At 59.6% G+C, this 17,525-nt stretch carries 11 protein-coding genes; 9 read left to right on the forward strand and 2 right to left on the reverse strand.

The window, feature by feature from the left end; all coding sequences use genetic code 11:
- The first annotated feature begins 350 nt into the window (after positions 1-350).
- From AACY08_RS09065 to pelG, 9 genes are all read left to right on the forward strand, one after another.
- A complete protein-coding gene (locus AACY08_RS09065) occupies positions 351-1,667 on the forward strand; it encodes an OprD family porin (RefSeq protein ID WP_339469138.1) in 1,317 nt (438 codons plus the stop codon).
- A gap of 502 nt (positions 1,668-2,169) precedes the next feature.
- Entirely contained in the window at positions 2,170-3,102 is a 933-nt protein-coding gene (locus tag AACY08_RS09070; RefSeq protein WP_339469139.1) for an NAD-dependent epimerase/dehydratase family protein, read from the forward strand.
- A gap of 62 nt (positions 3,103-3,164) precedes the next feature.
- The gene (locus AACY08_RS09075; protein ID WP_339469140.1) at positions 3,165-5,978 is read left to right on the forward strand and encodes a bifunctional glycoside hydrolase 114/ polysaccharide deacetylase family protein; all 2,814 of its coding nucleotides are present in this window, start codon (positions 3,165-3,167) and stop codon (positions 5,976-5,978) included.
- Positions 5,956-9,564, forward strand: a complete 3,609-nt coding sequence (locus AACY08_RS09080) for a tetratricopeptide repeat protein (protein WP_339469141.1) — start codon at positions 5,956-5,958, stop codon at positions 9,562-9,564. Before AACY08_RS09075 ends, AACY08_RS09080 begins: the two co-directional genes overlap by 23 nt.
- A gap of 27 nt (positions 9,565-9,591) precedes the next feature.
- Entirely contained in the window at positions 9,592-10,110 is a 519-nt protein-coding gene (locus AACY08_RS09085) for a hypothetical protein (protein WP_049710551.1), read from the forward strand.
- A 5-nt stretch (positions 10,111-10,115) separates the two neighbouring features.
- Positions 10,116-11,483 carry a PelD GGDEF domain-containing protein gene (locus AACY08_RS09090; RefSeq protein WP_339435732.1) on the forward strand — a complete coding sequence of 456 codons (1,368 nt, stop codon included), beginning with the start codon at positions 10,116-10,118 and terminating at the stop codon, positions 11,481-11,483.
- A complete protein-coding gene (locus AACY08_RS09095; protein WP_339469142.1) occupies positions 11,461-12,453 on the forward strand; it encodes a HEAT repeat domain-containing protein in 993 nt (330 codons plus the stop codon). Before AACY08_RS09090 ends, AACY08_RS09095 begins: the two co-directional genes overlap by 23 nt.
- Positions 12,446-13,960, forward strand: a complete 1,515-nt coding sequence (gene pelF / locus AACY08_RS09100) for a GT4 family glycosyltransferase PelF (RefSeq protein WP_339469143.1) — start codon at positions 12,446-12,448, stop codon at positions 13,958-13,960. Before AACY08_RS09095 ends, pelF begins: the two co-directional genes overlap by 8 nt.
- On the forward strand, positions 13,961-15,331 hold the full coding sequence (gene pelG / locus AACY08_RS09105; protein WP_339421212.1) for an exopolysaccharide Pel transporter PelG: 1,371 nt from the start codon (positions 13,961-13,963) through the stop codon (positions 15,329-15,331).
- Positions 15,332-15,398: 67 nt separating this feature from the next.
- Here pelG and AACY08_RS09110 read toward each other — a convergent pair whose 3' ends face one another.
- On the reverse strand, positions 15,399-15,683 hold the full coding sequence (locus AACY08_RS09110) for a DUF3077 domain-containing protein (RefSeq protein WP_339421214.1): 285 nt from the start codon (positions 15,681-15,683) through the stop codon (positions 15,399-15,401).
- A 486-nt stretch (positions 15,684-16,169) separates the two neighbouring features.
- The gene (locus AACY08_RS09115; RefSeq protein ID WP_339469144.1) at positions 16,170-17,327 is read right to left on the reverse strand and encodes an AAA family ATPase; all 1,158 of its coding nucleotides are present in this window, start codon (positions 17,325-17,327) and stop codon (positions 16,170-16,172) included.
- Positions 17,328-17,525 lie beyond the last annotated feature (198 nt).

A 17,525-nucleotide genomic window follows, 5' to 3' on the forward strand; every position in this document is an offset into this window, starting at 1 on the left:
TGCGCGCGTTATCTATTACCAAACGTATCGACTTCGAAATATGTTACGAGATGTGTTTCTAAGGCATTTGAAGGTGATTTTTTGTCGTTTTTAGAACAGCAATAGGCCCTTGTTTAGAATTATTTCGCCTAAATACAGACGATTCACGAAATTGACACATAGTTCAACGCGCGACTAGGATTGCGCCCAACGCCTTTGGCTAACAGCCATGACTCATCCAATAAAGAAGGCCCGCGGCCTGTTAAGTTGTCCGCGGGCCTTCTTTTTTCCGGAAGCAGTCGACACCAGAAAAGCGACACGGGGCCTGGTGTCATCGCGCGTACTCAACCAGAAACAAGGAATACAAAAAAATGTTGAAGCAACGGATGAGTCTGATCGCTCTGGGGATTTTGAGCGCATCGACAGCAATGGCCAACGACCAGGACCAATCCAAGGGTTTTGTTGAAGACAGCCACCTGAATATCGCCGCCCGTAACGCCTACATCAGCCGTGACTACAAAAACGGCAAGCAAGACAAAGCCGAATGGGGCCAAGGCTTCATCGGTAAGTTCGCGTCCGGTTTCACCCAAGGTACCGTGGGTGTGGGTGTGGACGTGATCGGCCAGTACGCTATCCGTCTGGATGGTGGTCAAGGTCGCGCTGGCGCGGGCGGCATCGACTTCTTCAAACAGGGCAATGGCACTACCAACCCTGATGGCTCGAACAACCCTGGCTCGGCACCCCATGACCTGGCCAAGGGCGGCGCTGCCGTGAAGTTCCGCGTTTCCAACACGGTGCTCAAGTACGGTGATCAGTTCCCGGCTGTGCCTGTGCTGCAGTACGACAACTCCCGTCTGTTGTCGGAAACCTACACCGGTACTTCGATTGTTTCCAAAGAGATCGCCGGTCTGCAACTGGACGCGGGTCACTTCACCAAAGAAGCGCGCAAGAGCATGGAAGGCACCGACAGCGGTCGCCTGAAAAGCATCGACTATATCGGTGGTAGCTACAAATTCACCGAAAGCCTGTCGGCCGCGCTGTATGCCTCCCACATGCAGGACGTGCTGAAGAAGCAATACGTCAACGTCAACTACGTGCTGGCCCTGCCAGAGAAGCAGTCGCTGACGTTTGACTTCAACGGCTACAAAACCAAGCTGGACCGCAGCTTCGCCCTGGAAAACCAGAAAGATGCTGACGCCCGTGACAACAAAATCTGGAGCCTGGGCGCCACGTGGGCTGTTGGCCCGCACAGCTTCACCGTCGCTCACCAGCGCAGCACCGGGGACACCGGCTACCTGTATGGCGGCTACCGCAACGCTGGCCTCATCGGCGACGGTGGCAACACCATCCTGCTGGCCAACTCCTACTGGTCTGACTTCAACGGCAAGGACGAGCGTTCGTGGCAACTAGGCTACGGCATCGATTTCGCCACCTTCGGCGTACCGGGCCTGACCTACAACGTGGCCTACGTGCGCGGTACAAACATCGACGACGGCACCAACCGTGGCGATGGCACCGAGCGCGAAATCTGGAACCAGTTCAAGTACGTGGTCCAGAGCGGCCCAGCCAAAGACCTGAGCCTGCGTGCTCGCGCCTCGTGGCTGCGCGTTTCCAGCAACGCTGACCAGTACAACGTAGGCGGTAACGAAATCCGTCTGTTCGCCGACTACCCGATCAACGTTTTCTGATTTATCCGGCGTCGCGCCTGATGCCAGGCGATAAAAAACCCCGACCCGTTCGGGTTTTTTTATGTGCGCCCGGCAGTCCTTTTGCGCCTCAGCACACGCTTTATGCCCACAAATGCTGCGCAGATCCCTTTTCAGGAGCGCTGTAAAAAATTTTTAAAAAGCAATGACAAGGCGGGATTTCTGAAACAACGGATCGCAGATAAGTGGCGAAAATTTCGCCTAACCCAATCGAAGTTAACCGCGTTTAAATACCCCGATATGAGTCAATTAAATGGCGATGATTTAAAGTCGCCTACCGTCTGGCGGCATAAAAGACGATATGTTGACAGTTTCTCCCGGATCTAACATGATCGGCGGCGTTTTGATGGCTTCAAGCCACTAAACTGACATCATTGCACCAAGCGGGCTGAGGTATTTTTCAGCCTGTGCTGGGCCTTAATCGTGCCACCGTTAGCGGACTGCCTATATGAAATCTCCGCTTGAGTCGTCAGGAAGAACCTCCATGGATGTTAAGCGAGTTTTGATTACCGGTGGTGCAGGCTTTATTGGCTCGCATTTGGTCGATGCCTTGCTGGGCAAGGGTTACAGCATTCGTGTGCTGGATAACCTGTCGACCGGCAAGACGAGCAATTTGCCTATCGGGAATCCGCATCTGGATGTCGTCGTGGGTGATGTTGCAGACACCGCGGTGGTCGAGCAAGCCATGCAGGGGTGTCATGCTGTGGTTCACCTGGCAGCAGTGGCATCGGTGCAGGCGTCGGTGGATGATCCTGTCGCTACCCACCAGAGCAATTTCGTCGGCACGCTCAATGTGTGCCAAGCCATGCTGAAGGCGGGTGTCAAACGTGTGGTATTCGCTTCCAGCGCTGCAGTCTATGGCAACAACGGCGAAGGCACGGCCATTGAAGAAGACACCCCCAAGTCTCCCCTGACGCCTTACGCGTGCGACAAGCTGGCCAGTGAGTATTACCTGGACTTCTATCGTCGCGAACATGGCTTGGAGCCTGTGATTTTTCGCTTCTTCAATATCTTTGGCCCACGCCAGGACCCGTCCTCTCCGTACTCGGGTGTGATTAGTATCTTCAGCCAGCGGGCAATCGCCAAGCAGCCGATTACCGTATTCGGTGACGGTGGGCAGACGCGCGATTTTGTCTACGTGCAAGATCTGGTGAGCATTCTCGTGCAGGCCGTGGAGGCCCGCGAGGCTGCCCCTGGTGCGGTCAATGTCGGGTTCAGCCGCGCGACCAGTTTGAACGACCTGATCAGCGAGCTGGGTGGTGCGACCGGTACGGCGCTGACGGTGACGCACCAGGCGCAACGCCAAGGCGATATTCGTCATTCCCGCGCGGACAACACGCGCTTGCTGCAACGCTACGTGCTCTCGGAACCGACGTCCGTGGGCCAGGGTTTAACGCAGCTACTTCGCAGTTTGTAACCCGCCGGTCACCCTGTTCGACCTTAGCGCCGTCTCAGTTTCAATCATTTCAAGAGTGCATTATGGAAATCGTTTTTCGCAGGACGCGTGTCCGCGCAATAGCTGAGCGGCTACTGACCGCTTTTGCGTTGTTCGTTGGCGGGTCTATTGCGCAGGCCGCGACGTCGCCGCAGCCGGCCAGCGTGGCCTTCTGGTACGCCGAGCAGCCGCCCCTGGCGGAGTTGTCGCAGTTTGACTGGGCTGTGGTCGAGCCCGGCCACATGACGGCCGCCGACGTCAAAACCTTGCGTACGCTGGGCAGCGAACCCTTTGCTTATTTGTCCGTGGGCGAATTCGACGGCAATAAGGCGGCGCTCGAAAAAGCCGGCTTGAGCAAAGCGGTTTCCCCGGTGCGTAACGATGCCTGGGACAGCCAGGTCATGGACCTCACTTCGCAAGCCTGGCGTGAGCATTTATTTGCTCGCGCCAAAGCCTTGGAAGCCCAAGGTTATGGCGGTGTATTTCTCGACACCCTCGACAGTTTCCAGTTGCTGCCTCAAGCCCAGCGTGAAGCTCAGCGCGTGGGCCTGGCCAACCTGCTGCGTGAAATGCACAAGCGTCAGCCAAAATTGAAGTTGTTCTTCAATCGCGGTTTCGAAGTATTGCCTGAGCTGGATGGCGTCGCCGCCGCCGTGGCAGTCGAGTCGATTCACGCGGGCTGGGACGCCTCCGCCAAGCGTTATCGCCCGGTCTCGGAGTCCGACCGCGAATGGCTTGAAACGCATTTGAAACCGCTGCGTGCCAAAGGCATCCCGCTGGTAGCGATTGATTACTTGCCGCCTGAGCGCCGTGAAGAAGCGCGCAAACTGGCAAAGCGTCTGCGCGAAGAAGGCTACATCCCGTATATCAGCACCCCTGACCTCAATACCCTGGGCATCAGCAGCATCGAGGTTCAACCACGCCGAATCGCGCTGATTTTCGACCCGCGCGAAGGTGCGCTGGAAGATGCTGCCGGCCATAGCGACCTCGGCGGCTTGCTGGAATACCTGGGCTATCGCGTCGATTATTTTCCGGCCGACAGCCAGCTTCCGCTGTACGGCTTCAGTGGCCTGTACGCCGGCGTTGTCACCTGGATGACCAGCGGCCCGCCGCAGGACCCGGCTGCGTTTAGGCGCTTCATCAATGCGCGCCTGGACGAACAGGTGCCCGTGGCGTTTTTCAGTGGGTTGCCGGTTGAAGACAAGCTGCTGCTCAAGCGCCTTGGCCTCAAGCGTGATGCGCCGCCCGCCACGCAGGTGCTGACCGTTACTCATCAGGACAAGGCCCTGGTGGGCGCATTTGAAGCGCCGGTGGTGCCGCGCTCGCGTGACCTTACCGCCGTTTCCGTGATGCCCAATGGCCCGACAGCTGCGTTGTCGTTGAAGGGTGCCGGCGGTGAGGTGTTCACGCCGGTGGTGGTCGGTAAATGGGGAGGCTTGGCACTTGCGCCCTATCTGCTTGAAACCAACAACGAGCGCAGCCGCTGGATCCTCGATCCCTTTGCGTTTCTCCAGGCCAGCCTGCACCTGCCAAGCCAGCCGCGCCCGGACAGCACCACCGAAAATGGCCGGCGCATTGCGACCGTGCACATCGATGGCGATGGCTTCCCTTCCCGCGCCGAAGTGCGTGGCACACCTTACGCCGGGCGCCACACGCTGGACGACTACATCAAGCCCAACCCGTTTCTGACTTCGGTGTCGATCATCGAAGCCGAGATTTCGCCCCGCGGCGCGTTCCCCTTCCTGGCCCGTGAGCTGGAGCCGATTGCACGCGAGATCTTTGCCAACCCTAAGGTTGAAGTTGCCACGCATACCTACAGCCACCCATTTTTCATGCAGCCGGAAAAAGCCAAGAAACGCGAGAACTTCAATCCGGAATACGGCATGAACATGAAGGTGCCTGGCTACGACAAAATTGATTTTCGCCGCGAAATCTTTGGCTCGCGCGACTACATCAACCAGAACCTGACCACCCCGCAGAAGCCGGTGAAATTAGTGTTCTGGCCAGGTGATGCGCTGCCATCGGCGAGCACCATCAAATTGGCGTATGACGCTGGCCTGAAAAACGTCAACGGTGCCGAAACCATCATGACCAAGGCCAATCCGTCGCTGACCGGCCTTAACCCGCTGCTGCGCCCGAGCGCAGGCGGCTTGCAGTACTACGCGCCGATCATCAACGAGAACTTGTACACCAACTTGTGGAAGGGCCCGTATTACGGTTTTCGCGAGTTGATCGAGACGTTCCAGCTCACCGACAGCCCACGCCGTCTGCGTGGCCTGCACCTCTATTACCACTTCTATTCCAGCACCAAGCAGGCGTCGATCAAGGCCATGCACGAGATCTATGGCTACATGCGCGAGCAGCAGCCGATGTCGTTGTGGATGAGCGACTACCTCGACCGTCTGCACGGTTTGTATCAGGCGAGCCTGGCACGCACCGCGGATGGCGCCTGGCAGATTCGCGGGATGGACGCACTGCGTACCGTGCGCCTGGACGCGCAAATGGGCTGGCCGGACCTGTTGAAATCGCAAGGCATCGCCGGCGTGCGCGATTTGCCGCAAGGGCGCTACGTGGCCCTGAGCAGCGACAAGGCGCTGCTGGTGCTGCGCCCGGATCGAGACCCGAGACCGGCGCTGGAAGAGGCCAATTTGCCTCTGCTGGACTGGCGTTACCTGGATGAGCGCCGCGTGAGCTTTGCGTTCGCCGGCCAATTCGACCTGACCTTCTCCGTACGTTCGGCCACTGCCTGCCGCGTGGAAGTGGATGGCCAACGATTTGCGGGCAAGGCTTCGGCCGGCCTGTGGACTTTTCAATTACCTATGAAGCAGGTGAGTAATGGTCAGCTCCTCTGCAACTAAAAACAGCCGCCTGCTCAATCCTTGGGCATTGGCGGTGGTGGCGGTTGCCGTAGGTGGCCTGTTGTGGGCGACCTTCCAGCGCGAAGAAGTGTTCCAGCCCGACGGTCGCCAGCCGGATGCGGTCTCGGCCAACTATGCCGAGCTGCTGCTGACGGCTCACCCGGACGACGATCACCTGCGTCTGCAACTGGTCGATTTGTTGATTCGCCTCGGTGACTACACCAAAGCGCGCCAGCACCTGGAAGCCTGGCCCAAGCCACAGCCTGAAATCCAGGCTTACTATCGTCTTGAACTGGACGCGCTGGTCGCCACCAGCAGCAACGACTTGATCGCGCAGCAAGCGCTCGTCGAGCGCCTGGGTAGTTTCGATTACCACAAATTGCCATTGCCCCAGTTGCAAAACCTGGCGGCGCGGGCGTTGACCTTGCAGGCGCCTGAATTCGCGGCGGGTGTGTACGAAGAAATCGCCGCCCGTGATCCCGCACAGCGTGCCGAAGCGCTCAAATCGGCGGCTCAGTGGTACATGGCCAGCGAAAAACCGGAGCGTGCTGCCGATATTTACCTGCAGCTCAGGCGCGAAGCCCAGCTACCGGCAGAGCGTCGTGATTACGCGCAGTTGGCGTTCAACAGCTTGCTGTCGGCGGGTCGTGACGAACAGGCTGCGCAGGTGCTGTCCGACGAATTGCCCCAACTGACTAACCCCCAGACCGATGTGGCATGGCTGGAGCAGGGCGTCGACGTCGCCGTGGCAACCAAGCAGTTTGACCTGGCGCAGCGCGTGCTCAAGCAGTGGCGCGAAGTGCAGCCGGACAATCCGAAAATTGCGCTGAAAGAATTCCACGTGCGTCTGGCCATTAATGACCTGGCGGGCGCCTGGGAAACCGGTCAGCAATTGACGGTCGATTATCCGGACGACACCGAGCTGCTCAATCAAATGGCGTTGCTCGGGGAGTGGCGCGGTGATAACGCAGCGGCCTTGGGTTATTGGATTCGCTTGCTCAAGCTGAAAGAAGACCCGCAAACCCGCGAACACGCCTGGCGCCTGGCCAGCCAGCAGTTCGATTTCGACCGCTCGATCCCGCTGCTAGCCGAGATCATGCAACAGCGCGCGCTCACCGATATCGAGCTGGACGCGTTGATCTATGGCCACGAATCGCGCGGCACGCCTGCTGAGGCCGAGGCCTGGTTGCGCCCCTATCTGCGCAAATACCCAGGGCACCGCCTGGCGTGGACACGTTTGCTGCAAAACCTGGACAACACCGGGCAGTTCGCCGCAAGAAGCAAGGTTTACAACGACTACGCCAAACGCTTCACCCTGACCTCGGCCGAGCGGGTGGACTGGGTTGGCACCGAGATGAAGCTGTTTGACGAGCAAGCTGCATGGGACGTCGTGAAGGTGGATGACCCTTCGATCGAGGATCCTGAGTATTGGCACGCCCGCGCTAGCCTGGCGTGGGACCTGGAGCGTGATGAAGACCTGCGCGTTTCGTTGGAACGCCTGCTGGCCATCAACGGCAAGCTGATCAGCGGCGACGAGAGCCAGCTCATCACCCTTTATCGCACCCGAGACCCACAGCGCGCCCTGGCCCTGATGGTCGCCAGTTGGAAACGCGCCCAAGACCCGCAACGCTTGGTCGAGGCCTTGCAGCTCGCCGAGGAATTGCAGGAGTGGGACCAAGTGGTCGCGTTGCTCGAAGACGCTAAACAGTACCCGCAGGCCTACGAGCAAGCCCAGGTTCTGGCCGTGCGGGGTGCATTGGCGATTGAGCAGGGCGACAGCGCCGAAGCCGAGCGTTTGTACCTGCTGGGCCTGTCGCGTTATCCCAACGACAACCTGTTCCGCGAACGCATGATCTGGATGTATGTCGACCAGGGCAACACCGAGAAACTCAAGCCATTGCTGGCCAAATGGCGCGTCTATGCGCGTCAAGACCGTCTGCTCTGGCTGCCATTTGCCAGCGCGAGTCAGTTGTTGAATCGTGATACCGACGCCTTGGCCTGGTACCGCATGTACCTCAAGCTCACCCCGAACGACTGGCTGGTGCAGGCGGCATACGCCGATGCACTGGACACCGCCGGTTACCAGGATGCGGCGCAACGGCTGCGTTTGAAACTGCTGCGCAACCCCGAGGCTGAAGGGCTGCAACCTTCGTCCCAGCGCTACGCGATCTGGTTGCGGCTGATGTCCAGCAGCTACTCGCCACGCAAGGCGCAGCAGGAACTGTTGAAGTGGAAAGACGGTTCGCCGTCGATGAAGCAGATGTGGTTCGAGCGCTTGCTGGCACGGCTGGATGCGAGCAATCAGGAGTCGCAGAAAGACCAATGGCTGGAGTGGGCGCGTAGCCAAGGCCTCAAGGTCGACCGTTACGAGCAGATTCAGGAAGCGCTGCGCAGTCGCAACAAGGCCCAGGTTGAAACCCTGTTGGCCAGCAGCGACCTGAACCCGGCGCAACGTGCGCAGGCACTCAGCCGCCTGGGTCGCACCAACGAAGCGCTGGACGTCAGCTTGACCGCATTGGGTGACGACCAGCCGGAGTCGGTGCGCGAACAACTGCGCCGCCAAGCCGTGGAGATCCACGAAAGCACCCCGCAAGGCGCGCTACTGTCCTACCAGAAGCAAAACTTCGGTGGCCTCTCGTTTGATGCGCCGCGCTTGGAAATCGCCCACAACCTGGGTGACAACTGGTACGCCGACCTCGAGATGGAGCACGGCAACTACAAGGGCGACGACGTCATCTCATCGAGGATCGGTGACGAAAGCAACGCGGCCCTGACCTTGATTCGCTCGGTGGAAAACGGCAGCTGGAAGGTGTTCGCTGACACCAGCCAGCGCAAGGACGACGATCGCAACGGCCTGGGCCTGTCGCGCCTGTGGCAGCTGGGTTCCAGCCACCAACTCGAGACCGGCCTGGACTGGCATCGCAAGAGTGACGACAGCGGCTTGATGCGCGCCTTCGGCCAGCAGGACCGAGCCTGGGTCGGCGGGCGTCATGGCCTGACCGCACGGGACCAGTTGAGCTGGGAAGTGGCGCAGCGTTCGTTCTCTACCCGTGCCGGCGACTCGCTGGGTACCGGGCAGGCGCTGAAGGTTGAGCTTAACCATACGCTGGAATTCGCCGGGCCTAACTGGACGGTGCGCGGCGGTGCGGATTATCAGAAGAACAGCGTGAAGGACCGGGAGCTGGAATATCTGTCGAGCCGCAACGGCGGCGCCGTCAAGGTTACGCCTCAGTCGATAGATGCCGATACGGGTCTGCCTGATCCTCTTGATGTAGACCCGGTCACCGCCGACAACCTGCTGCAAAGCCGCTACGGCCAACTCTACGTCGGTACCACCTGGCGTCGCGGCATCCCTGGCGCGCTGGTGCGCACCAAGCCCCAATACACCTGGCTGGTGGACGTGACGGCAGGCTGGCAGTGGACGGACCAAACCTTCAACTACGGCATGAACACCGGCATCGGCTTTGAAGTGCTGGGTGACGACGAACTGGCCCTGACCGTCGGTTACCAATCTGCGCCACAAGGCGGGGATGGCAAATCCGGCGGAACACTGGGCATGAGCTACGGCGTGCGTTTCGGGCGCTGATTACAGAATCTCTACGGGAGAAAACCTATGCAAGTAATTCGTAACCTGAGCCTGGCGCTGACAGTCCTGTTCGTTGCCGGCTGCTCAAGCTTCACCAGTGAGACCAGCCCGAACCTGCCACGCAATGCGCAGTGGGGCATCGTGCCGATGGTCAACTATTCGCAGACCCCGCAAGCCGGTGAGCGCAGCGAGCAGATCCTGCTCAGTGTGCTCAGCAGCCATGGTCTGCAACCACGGGTTTACCCTGTCACCACCCAGGGTGAACAAGCCTTGATGGACGACAATGAGCGTCTGGCCGGTGCCCTCGATTGGGCCCGTGAGCAGAAACTCGATTACGTGGTCGCGGGCAGCGTGGAAGAGTGGCAGTACAAGAACGGCCTGGACGGCGAACCGGCGGTGGGCATCAGCCTGCGCGTGCTGGAAGCCAGCAGCGGCCGCGTGCTGTGGAGCAAAAGTGGCGCCCGCGCCGGCTGGTCCCGTGAAAGCCTGGCGGGCAATGCTCAAACAGTCATCGACAAACTTGTTGGCGCCCTTCGGTTCGAGTGAACGCAATGAATTCTCCACACATGGATTACAGCCTGGCGCCTCGCGCCAGCGGGCCGGTGTCTTGGCTGGAAACGATACTGGTGACGGGCCTGGCGATCGGCCTCGGCTTCTGGCTCACGCCTGAAGACCCGTTGCAGATGCATGCCGGTTTCCCCTGGCCGATCCTGGCACCGCTGCTGTTAGGTGTACGTTATGGCTTTGTGCGCGGCTTGTTCAGCGCGGTTCTGGTGGTGGCGGCGCTGTTTGCGCTGCGCAGCAGCGGGCACGAAGGTTATACCCAGATTGATCCGTCGTTTATCGTCGGCGTGCTAGTGTGCGGGATGCTCGTCGGTGAAGTGCGGGACCTGTGGGTGCGTCGCCTTGAGCGTCTGCAGATGGCCAACGAATACCGTCAGTACCGTCTCGACGAATTCACCCGCGCCCACCAGATTCTGCGGGTCTCCCATGACCTGCTCGAGCAGCGTGTGGCGGGCAGCGACCAGAGCCTGCGCAGTTCCTTGCTGGGCTTGCGGGAAAAGCTGCGTGGCATGCCGGTCGAAGGCGATGCCCTGATCGCGCTGGCTGAGCCCATCGTAGCGATGCTCGGCCAGTACGGCGCCTTGCGCGTGGCCGGGTTGTACCGCGTCGATGACAGCGAACAAAACATACTGCCTCACGCCTTGGCGATGATCGGTGTGATGGGCCCGTTGGATGTGGGTGATGACCTGATCAAGCTGTGCCTTGAGCGCGGTGAACTGGTCAGCGTGCGCCAGGAATTGATTGATTCCGGCAAATCCTCGCAGTTTTCGTCGCTGCAAGCGTGCATCCCGCTGATCGACGCCGAAGGCAACCTGTTGGCCATCCTGGCGGTTCGGCAGATGCCGTTCTTTGCGTTCCAGGACCGCACCTTGAGCCTGTTGTCGCTGCTGGCCGGCCACATCGCCGACCTTCTGCGTCGCGACCCGCAAGTGCTGCAACTGCCGGACGCCGGCGCCCAGCAGTTCACGTTGCAACTCAAGCGCTCGCTGGTGGACATAGAGCAGCACACCTTGCCGGCCGGGTTGTTTGCGTTTGAGATGACACGCCCCAACGACGAGCTGACGCGCCTGATGGCGCGCAGCCAGCGCGGCCTGGACCTGCACTTGCCGGTGCGCAACAACCGCGACCACGCGCTGCTGTTGGTGTTGTTGCCGTTGACCAGCCCGCAAGGCACCGAGGGCTACCTGGCCCGTATCAGCCTGATGTTGCATGAGCATTTTGGTATCGACAGCGACTTCGAGAGCCTGGGCGTACGGGTGATGCCTTTCAACCTGGAGCCTGGCTGTGACCGCAACGGGCTGCGTAACTTCCTTTACAACGAGTGTGGCTTGAATGATCAGCAAGTGGCTGTTTAGCGGAGCCTTGGTGCTAGAGGCGGGCAGTTGGGCAAGTTTGTGGCTCGACGCGCCTCAAGTGCACCAACTGCTGGTCTTCACCTTCAGCCATGGCTTCGCCTGCCTGATGCTGTGCGTGGCCGTGTGGCTGTTGCTGCCGGCGCGCTACCGCAAGCCGTTGCCCTGGAGCCCGCTGTTCATTTTCAGCCTGGCGTTCTTTGTGCCGGTCATCGGCACCTTGGGTGTGGTGGCTGCGATCTTCCCGGCGCTGTACTTGCCGCGCAAACGCGACAAACAAGCCTGGCAGGCCGTTGGTATTCCAAGCTTGCCGTACCGCGCGCAGGCGCAGTTGCACAAGCCGGTTTTCGCCGATGGCGGCTTACAGGATGTGCTGCGTCACGCGCCCGATCCGGACCAGCGTTTGTCGGCCTTGTTGGCCACACGACGGATGCCCGGCAAGGAAGCGGTGCCCATTCTCAAGTTGGCGCTGGCAGACCCCAGCGACGACGTGCGCCTGCTCGCCTACTCGATGCTCGACAAGCAGGAAAGCGATATCAACCTGCATATCCAGATGGCCCTTGAGCAACTGGTGGATGTCAGTTCGCGCACCGCAGGCCCGGTCCACAGCATGCTGGCGCGCTGGTACTGGGAACTGGCCTACCTCGGCCTGGCGCAAGGCAGCGTGCTGGAGCACGTACTCAACCAGGCCAGCGAGCATGCCGAGCAGGGCTTGGCAGCGGGCGAGGGCGGTGAGCTGTTCCTGCTGGCTGGCCGTATCGCCCTGGAGCGCGGCGAGAACGAGCGCGCCGAAGTCCTGCTGCGCCTGGCGGAAGAAAACGGCATGGGCTCGGCCCAGGTCTTGCCGTTTCGCGCAGAGCTGGCGTTCGAGGCCGGTCGTTATCACGAAATTCCCGGGTTGCTCGCCAGCCTTCCCGAGAAAACCCGCCAGCGGCCACCGTTCGCTGAGTTGGTGAGGAGCTGGAATGAGTAACAAGCAAGAGGCACCGATTGCAGACATCTGCCTGCTGCTCGAAGGCACCTGGCCTTACGTGCGCGGCGGCGTTTCGAGCTGGATTCACCAGATGATCCTCGGCCTGCCGGAGTTGACCTTTTCGGTGATGTTCATCGGCGGCCAGCGCTCAGCGTATGAGAAACGCCGTTACGAAGTGCCGGCCAACGTGCTGCACATCGAAGAGATGTTTCTCGAGGACGCGACCCATCCCACGAATCTGCACGGCACACCGCGCGAAGCCAACCCGCAGCACCTGGCCGACCTGTATCGCTTTTTGCATCACCCGGACCAACCTGAACGTGAGCTGGGCGAGAAGCTGCTCGACTGCATCGCCAGCGGCGACATGACCCTCGACGACGTCCTGCGCAGCCGCGCCAGTTGGGAGACGCTCAGCGAAGGTTATCGCCTGCATTGCGCCGACCCGTCCTTTGTCAATTATTTCTGGACCCTGCGCTCGCTGCAGTCGCCTTTGCTGATGCTGGCCGAAGCCTCGCGCAAAATGCCCCGCGCGCGCGTGCTGCATTCGATTTCCACCGGTTACGCCGGGCTTTTGGGCTGCATTCTCAAGCAACGCTGGAACTGCGCCTACTTGCTCAGCGAGCACGGCATTTACACCAAAGAACGCAAGATTGACCTGGCCCAGGCCTCGTGGATCGCCGAGACCTCCGGCCAGGCGCTGAACCGCAGCCTCGACGGCGGCTCGGGTTACATCCGTACGCTGTGGGTGCGCTACTTCGAGCGGATCGGCCAATTGGCCTACAACAGCGCCGACAACATCATCGCCTTGTATGACGGTAACCGTCAGCGCCAGATCAAGGACGGCGCCGAGCCTGCACGCACGCAATTGATTGCCAACGGTATCGACCTGGCGCAGTGGAATCGTGTGCTTGAAACACGCGCGCCGGGCATTGCCCCGCGGGTGGGCCTGATCGGGCGTGTGGTGCCGATCAAGGACGTGAAAACCTTCCTGCGGGCCATGCGCGGCGTGATCAGTGCCATGCCTGAGGTTGAAGGCTGGATCGTCGGGCCGGAAGAGGAAGACCCGGAGTACGTCAGCGAATGCCGCAGCCTGATGGCCAGCCTGGGCCTGGAAGGCAAGGTGCACTTCCTCGGCTTCCAGCGCATCCACGACATCCTGCCTCAGCTCGGCTTGATGGTGTTGACCTCGATCAGTGAGGCGCAACCCCTGGTGATCCTCGAAGCCTGGGCCGCCGGCACGCCGGTGGTCAGCAGCGACGTAGGCTCGTGCCGCGAACTGATCGAAGGCGGCAGCGCCGAAGACCGTGACCTTGGCATTGCGGGCAAGGTGGTCGCGATCGCCGACCCACAGGCCACCTCCGTCGCCATCCTGGAACTGCTGCGCAGCCCGGAACGCTGGCAAGACGCACAGGCCAGCGGCCTGGCGCGGGTCAACCGTTATTACACCGAAGCCTTGATGTTGCAGCGCTACCGCGACCTGTACCAGGCAGCCATGGAGAACAGCTAAATGGCCGGTATTGGCTTTGAACTGCGCAAGATACTTTCGCGCGACTCTTACACCGCCACCCTGCATGCCTACGTCTATGCCGGGCTGATCAGCTCCGGGCCGTGGGTGCTGTCGATCATCAGCGTGATGCTGGTGGGCATCATCAGCCTGGGCTTGATGTTGCCCAACTCGCTGGTCGGGCAGTTTCTGGTGACGGTGACGTACCTGATGGCCAGCTCGTTGATCCTGACGGGCGGCCTGCAACTGTTCTTTACCCGGTTTGTGTCCGACCAACTGTTCCAGCGCAACTACGAGCAAATCCTGCCCAACCTGCTGGGCATATTGCTGATGGTGACCGTGGGCGCCGGCGTACTCGGCATCATCCTGCTGGCGGTGCTGTTCGATCAGCCGCTGATCTACCGCGTGCTGGTGCTCTCGAACTTCGTGGTGCTGTGCAACCTGTGGCTGGTGATCATTTTTCTGTCGGGGATGAAAAAATATAACCGCATCCTGCTGGTGATGCTGGTGGGCTACTCGCTGATGGTTGCGAGCGCCTACCTGCTGAGCTTCCTGGAGATGCCAGGCTTGCTGCTGGCGCTGTTGATCGGGCACAGCACGCTGCTGTTCCTGTACCTCTACGACATCCTGCGCGAATACCGGGCTGAAAAACTCATCGCCTTCGACTTCCTCGACCGCCGCAACGTGTTCCTCAGCCTGCTGGTGACCGGGTTCTTCTACAACTTCGGCATCTGGGTGGACAAGATCATGTTCTGGTTCAACCCGGCCACCTCCAATACCGTCATCGGCCCGCTGCGCGCCTCGATCCTCTACGACATGCCGATCTTCATCGCTTACCTCGCGATCATCCCCGGCATGGCCGTGTTCCTGGTGCGCATCGAAACCGACTTTGCCGAATGGTACGACCGCCTGTTCCGGGCCATCCGCGACGGCGAAACCCTGCAGCACATCGGCTCGCTGAAGACCGAGATGACCCTGTCCATCCGCCAGGGTCTGCTCGAAATCTGCAAAGTCCAAGGCCTCACCGTGGTGCTGCTGTTCCTCTTCGCACCACGCCTGCTGGACTGGCTGGGCATCTCCAGTTACTACCTGCCACTGTTCTACATCGACCTGATCGGCGTGAGCATCCAGGTTGTCTTTATGGCGCTGCTCAACGTGTTCTTCTACCTCGACAAACGCCGCGTGGTGCTGGAACTGTGCGTCCTGTTCGCCGTCCTCAACGCAGGCCTGACACTGCTCAGCATGCACCTGGGCCCGAGCTTCTTCGGGTACGGGTTTACGCTGTCGTTGCTGGTGTGTGTACTGCTGGGGCTGGCGCGCTTGTCATCGGCGCTGGAGGACCTGGAGTACGAGACGTTTATGTTGTCGCGTTGATCGCGGTTTCTGGCGAATAAAAAAGGCACTTGTCGGTGAGCGGCAAGTGCCTTTTTTTGTTGCTGCGTTATTGCTCTGTGTTGCAGGGTGATTCCAGTACTTTCACGACGTCATCAATCACCGCCTTGCTCATCTCCTGCAGATAATGCGATGCCCAGGCATAACGATCTGTGTCTCGCGTCATTGCTGCGTCTTCTGCGAGCAACTGGGCGACATGGAGCAGATCGGAAACGTGGTGCAAGGCTTCATGCAGGGAAACACCGCTGTTGACGCGGAACAGAGGGTGGTCGGAGTGAAAGGAGAAGGGGGTGACGCCGAGGGTGGTTAGTGCGGATGGACTTGGAGCGGTCATTGGTAAAACTCCCATATCGGGTGAGCGCTACCACGTTCGTTCTCAGGCGAATGGGTGGCAGCTGTGCGCAGGCTGAGAAACCGGAGATACAGGAACCCGGCAGACCCGAAGGTCTCCCACGCACAGCCGCCATTGCACGAATTGTGAGGCGAAAAAAAACGCCTGCAAATCGGGTTTTGGGGGCGCTTGGTGCGCCTGCATCTTGCCGGGTTCTCAGGCCCGATCGCTGAATTGGCAGCGACGCAGGGAGAGTAGCGTGGTGGGGGCGGGGGAGCAATCGAGAAAGTTGATGGGAGGGTTTTTTGCGGCGGTTTGCGTTGCCGTGTGGTGAGCCTAAGTCGTTGTTCTATATGGTGCGGCACCAGACGAACGGTTGCTTTCGGCGAGGCTAGGTTTTCTGCGGGTCTGGATTTCGCTGGAAAATTCGGAGTACCCCAACTAGTAACTATAAATAATTCAGGGCAGATTTATGTATGTTCGTGCACCCTAACTCCCCTCAATCAACGCCCGCTCCTCCAGCCAAATCTCTTGGACAAACTGATCCGTAATCGCGTAAATCCCATGCCCGCGTCGCATGATGATGTTCTCTGCGACCAGCGCAATCACCACCGGTTGAATTTCTTCAACCCGCACCTCGCGCCCTACTAATTTCGAATACTCCGCCGCTGCGTCGGTGGAGAAAATTCCGCGAGCATCGCCTTCGGTAGACGCAATTTTGTTGAAAATCGCCTGCGCCAGGCTGCCCATCTGCTCGACCTTTTCAAGCTCAATGCTCGCCGCCGCCGAGCGTAAGGTGCTGGCGATGACGGGCAGGAATAGGTCGGGATCGCCTTCCTGCTGAAGGAGTTGGCGCAACGCTTTCAACATTTCCTCGGGTCTGTTCCCAAGTGTGTTAAAGGCTTCAATGGCCGCTTCGAGGGAGGGGAGTTTTTCCTTTTTCACCGTCATCGCAAGTCGGTTGAGCAGGAACTTGACGTAGTCACCGTTCAGCAACGGATAGGCTGCCGATGTGGCGCCAGAAAATGCTTGCTTGCGTTTAGCGGTCAGTTCGCTGACTTGCGCCCCGTGAGAGCCGGTTCCAATAAACAAAAAGTGGCCCGGTGTATCTGGACGGGGATTGATCGCATCACGGGCGGCTTTCAGGGCCAGGAGCAATTGGTTGCCATCGTCGGAGGAAATGGCACGTTGCACTTCGTCGATGATCAGTACGAGGTCGGTCTTGGCTTGGTCCACGACTTCGGTCAGCGCTTGCGCCAAGGTCGGGCCGTCGCTGTTTCCAATACTCTCGAGTTTGAAGCCGAACTTGAATCCCGCTGCGCCGACGTCGACATTGCTGACCCGTTTCAGCACTTCCAGCACCGAGGAGCCCGGTGTCTGGAGGCCTTTCAACGTTTTGTGTATGGCGTTGTGCACGAGCGTCGCCGGGTTGGCCAGCGTGTCGCTCCATAGGTCGACGTAGATCACCAGCGCACCTGCTGCTTCCAGGGCTGGGATAAGGTCGTTTCTCAGGAATGTTGTTTTACCTGTACGGCGCAGGCCAGATAAGAAAAGGCCCGAACGCAGACCTTCATCGAGAACACCTGGATTCAGGAGCTGGTTCGCCATTGTTTCAGCCAATTCAGGGCGCTGAAATATGCGGCTCATGCAATTACCCCTTTTTATGGATACGCCATAATTATTGCCAGTTCATAATTTAGCATAAAGCTTAAAAGTGGAATCTCTGACACAGAAGTCGGCAACTGGTCAGGTTTTTCAGGTGTGGACAGGCTGAGGGGAATCAAGTCAGGAGGCAGTTGGGAATATGAATGTCCCAGAAACAACAAAGCCCTCGTATTTCTACGA

This window comes from Pseudomonas sp. EL_65y_Pfl1_R83 (assembly GCF_963970695.1).
GTDB classification, from domain to species: domain Bacteria; phylum Pseudomonadota; class Gammaproteobacteria; order Pseudomonadales; family Pseudomonadaceae; genus Aquipseudomonas; species Aquipseudomonas tritici.

Bases quoted from the DNA above. Each gene is read 5' to 3' on its own strand.
- AACY08_RS09065 (WP_339469138.1), top strand. From the start codon at position 351: ATGTTGAAGCAACGGATGAGTCTGATCGCTCTGGGGATTTTGAGCGCA.
- AACY08_RS09070 (WP_339469139.1), top strand. From the start codon at position 2,170: ATGGATGTTAAGCGAGTTTTGATTACCGGTGGTGCAGGCTTTATTGGC.
- AACY08_RS09075 (WP_339469140.1), top strand. From the start codon at position 3,165: ATGGAAATCGTTTTTCGCAGGACGCGTGTCCGCGCAATAGCTGAGCGG.
- AACY08_RS09080 (WP_339469141.1), top strand. From the start codon at position 5,956: ATGGTCAGCTCCTCTGCAACTAAAAACAGCCGCCTGCTCAATCCTTGG.
- AACY08_RS09085 (WP_049710551.1), top strand. From the start codon at position 9,592: ATGCAAGTAATTCGTAACCTGAGCCTGGCGCTGACAGTCCTGTTCGTT.
- AACY08_RS09090 (WP_339435732.1), top strand. From the start codon at position 10,116: ATGAATTCTCCACACATGGATTACAGCCTGGCGCCTCGCGCCAGCGGG.
- AACY08_RS09095 (WP_339469142.1), top strand. From the start codon at position 11,461: ATGATCAGCAAGTGGCTGTTTAGCGGAGCCTTGGTGCTAGAGGCGGGC.
- pelF (WP_339469143.1), top strand. From the start codon at position 12,446: ATGAGTAACAAGCAAGAGGCACCGATTGCAGACATCTGCCTGCTGCTC.
- pelG (WP_339421212.1), top strand. From the start codon at position 13,961: ATGGCCGGTATTGGCTTTGAACTGCGCAAGATACTTTCGCGCGACTCT.
- AACY08_RS09110 (WP_339421214.1), bottom strand. From the start codon at position 15,683: ATGACCGCTCCAAGTCCATCCGCACTAACCACCCTCGGCGTCACCCCC.
- AACY08_RS09115 (WP_339469144.1), bottom strand. From the start codon at position 17,327: ATGAGCCGCATATTTCAGCGCCCTGAATTGGCTGAAACAATGGCGAAC.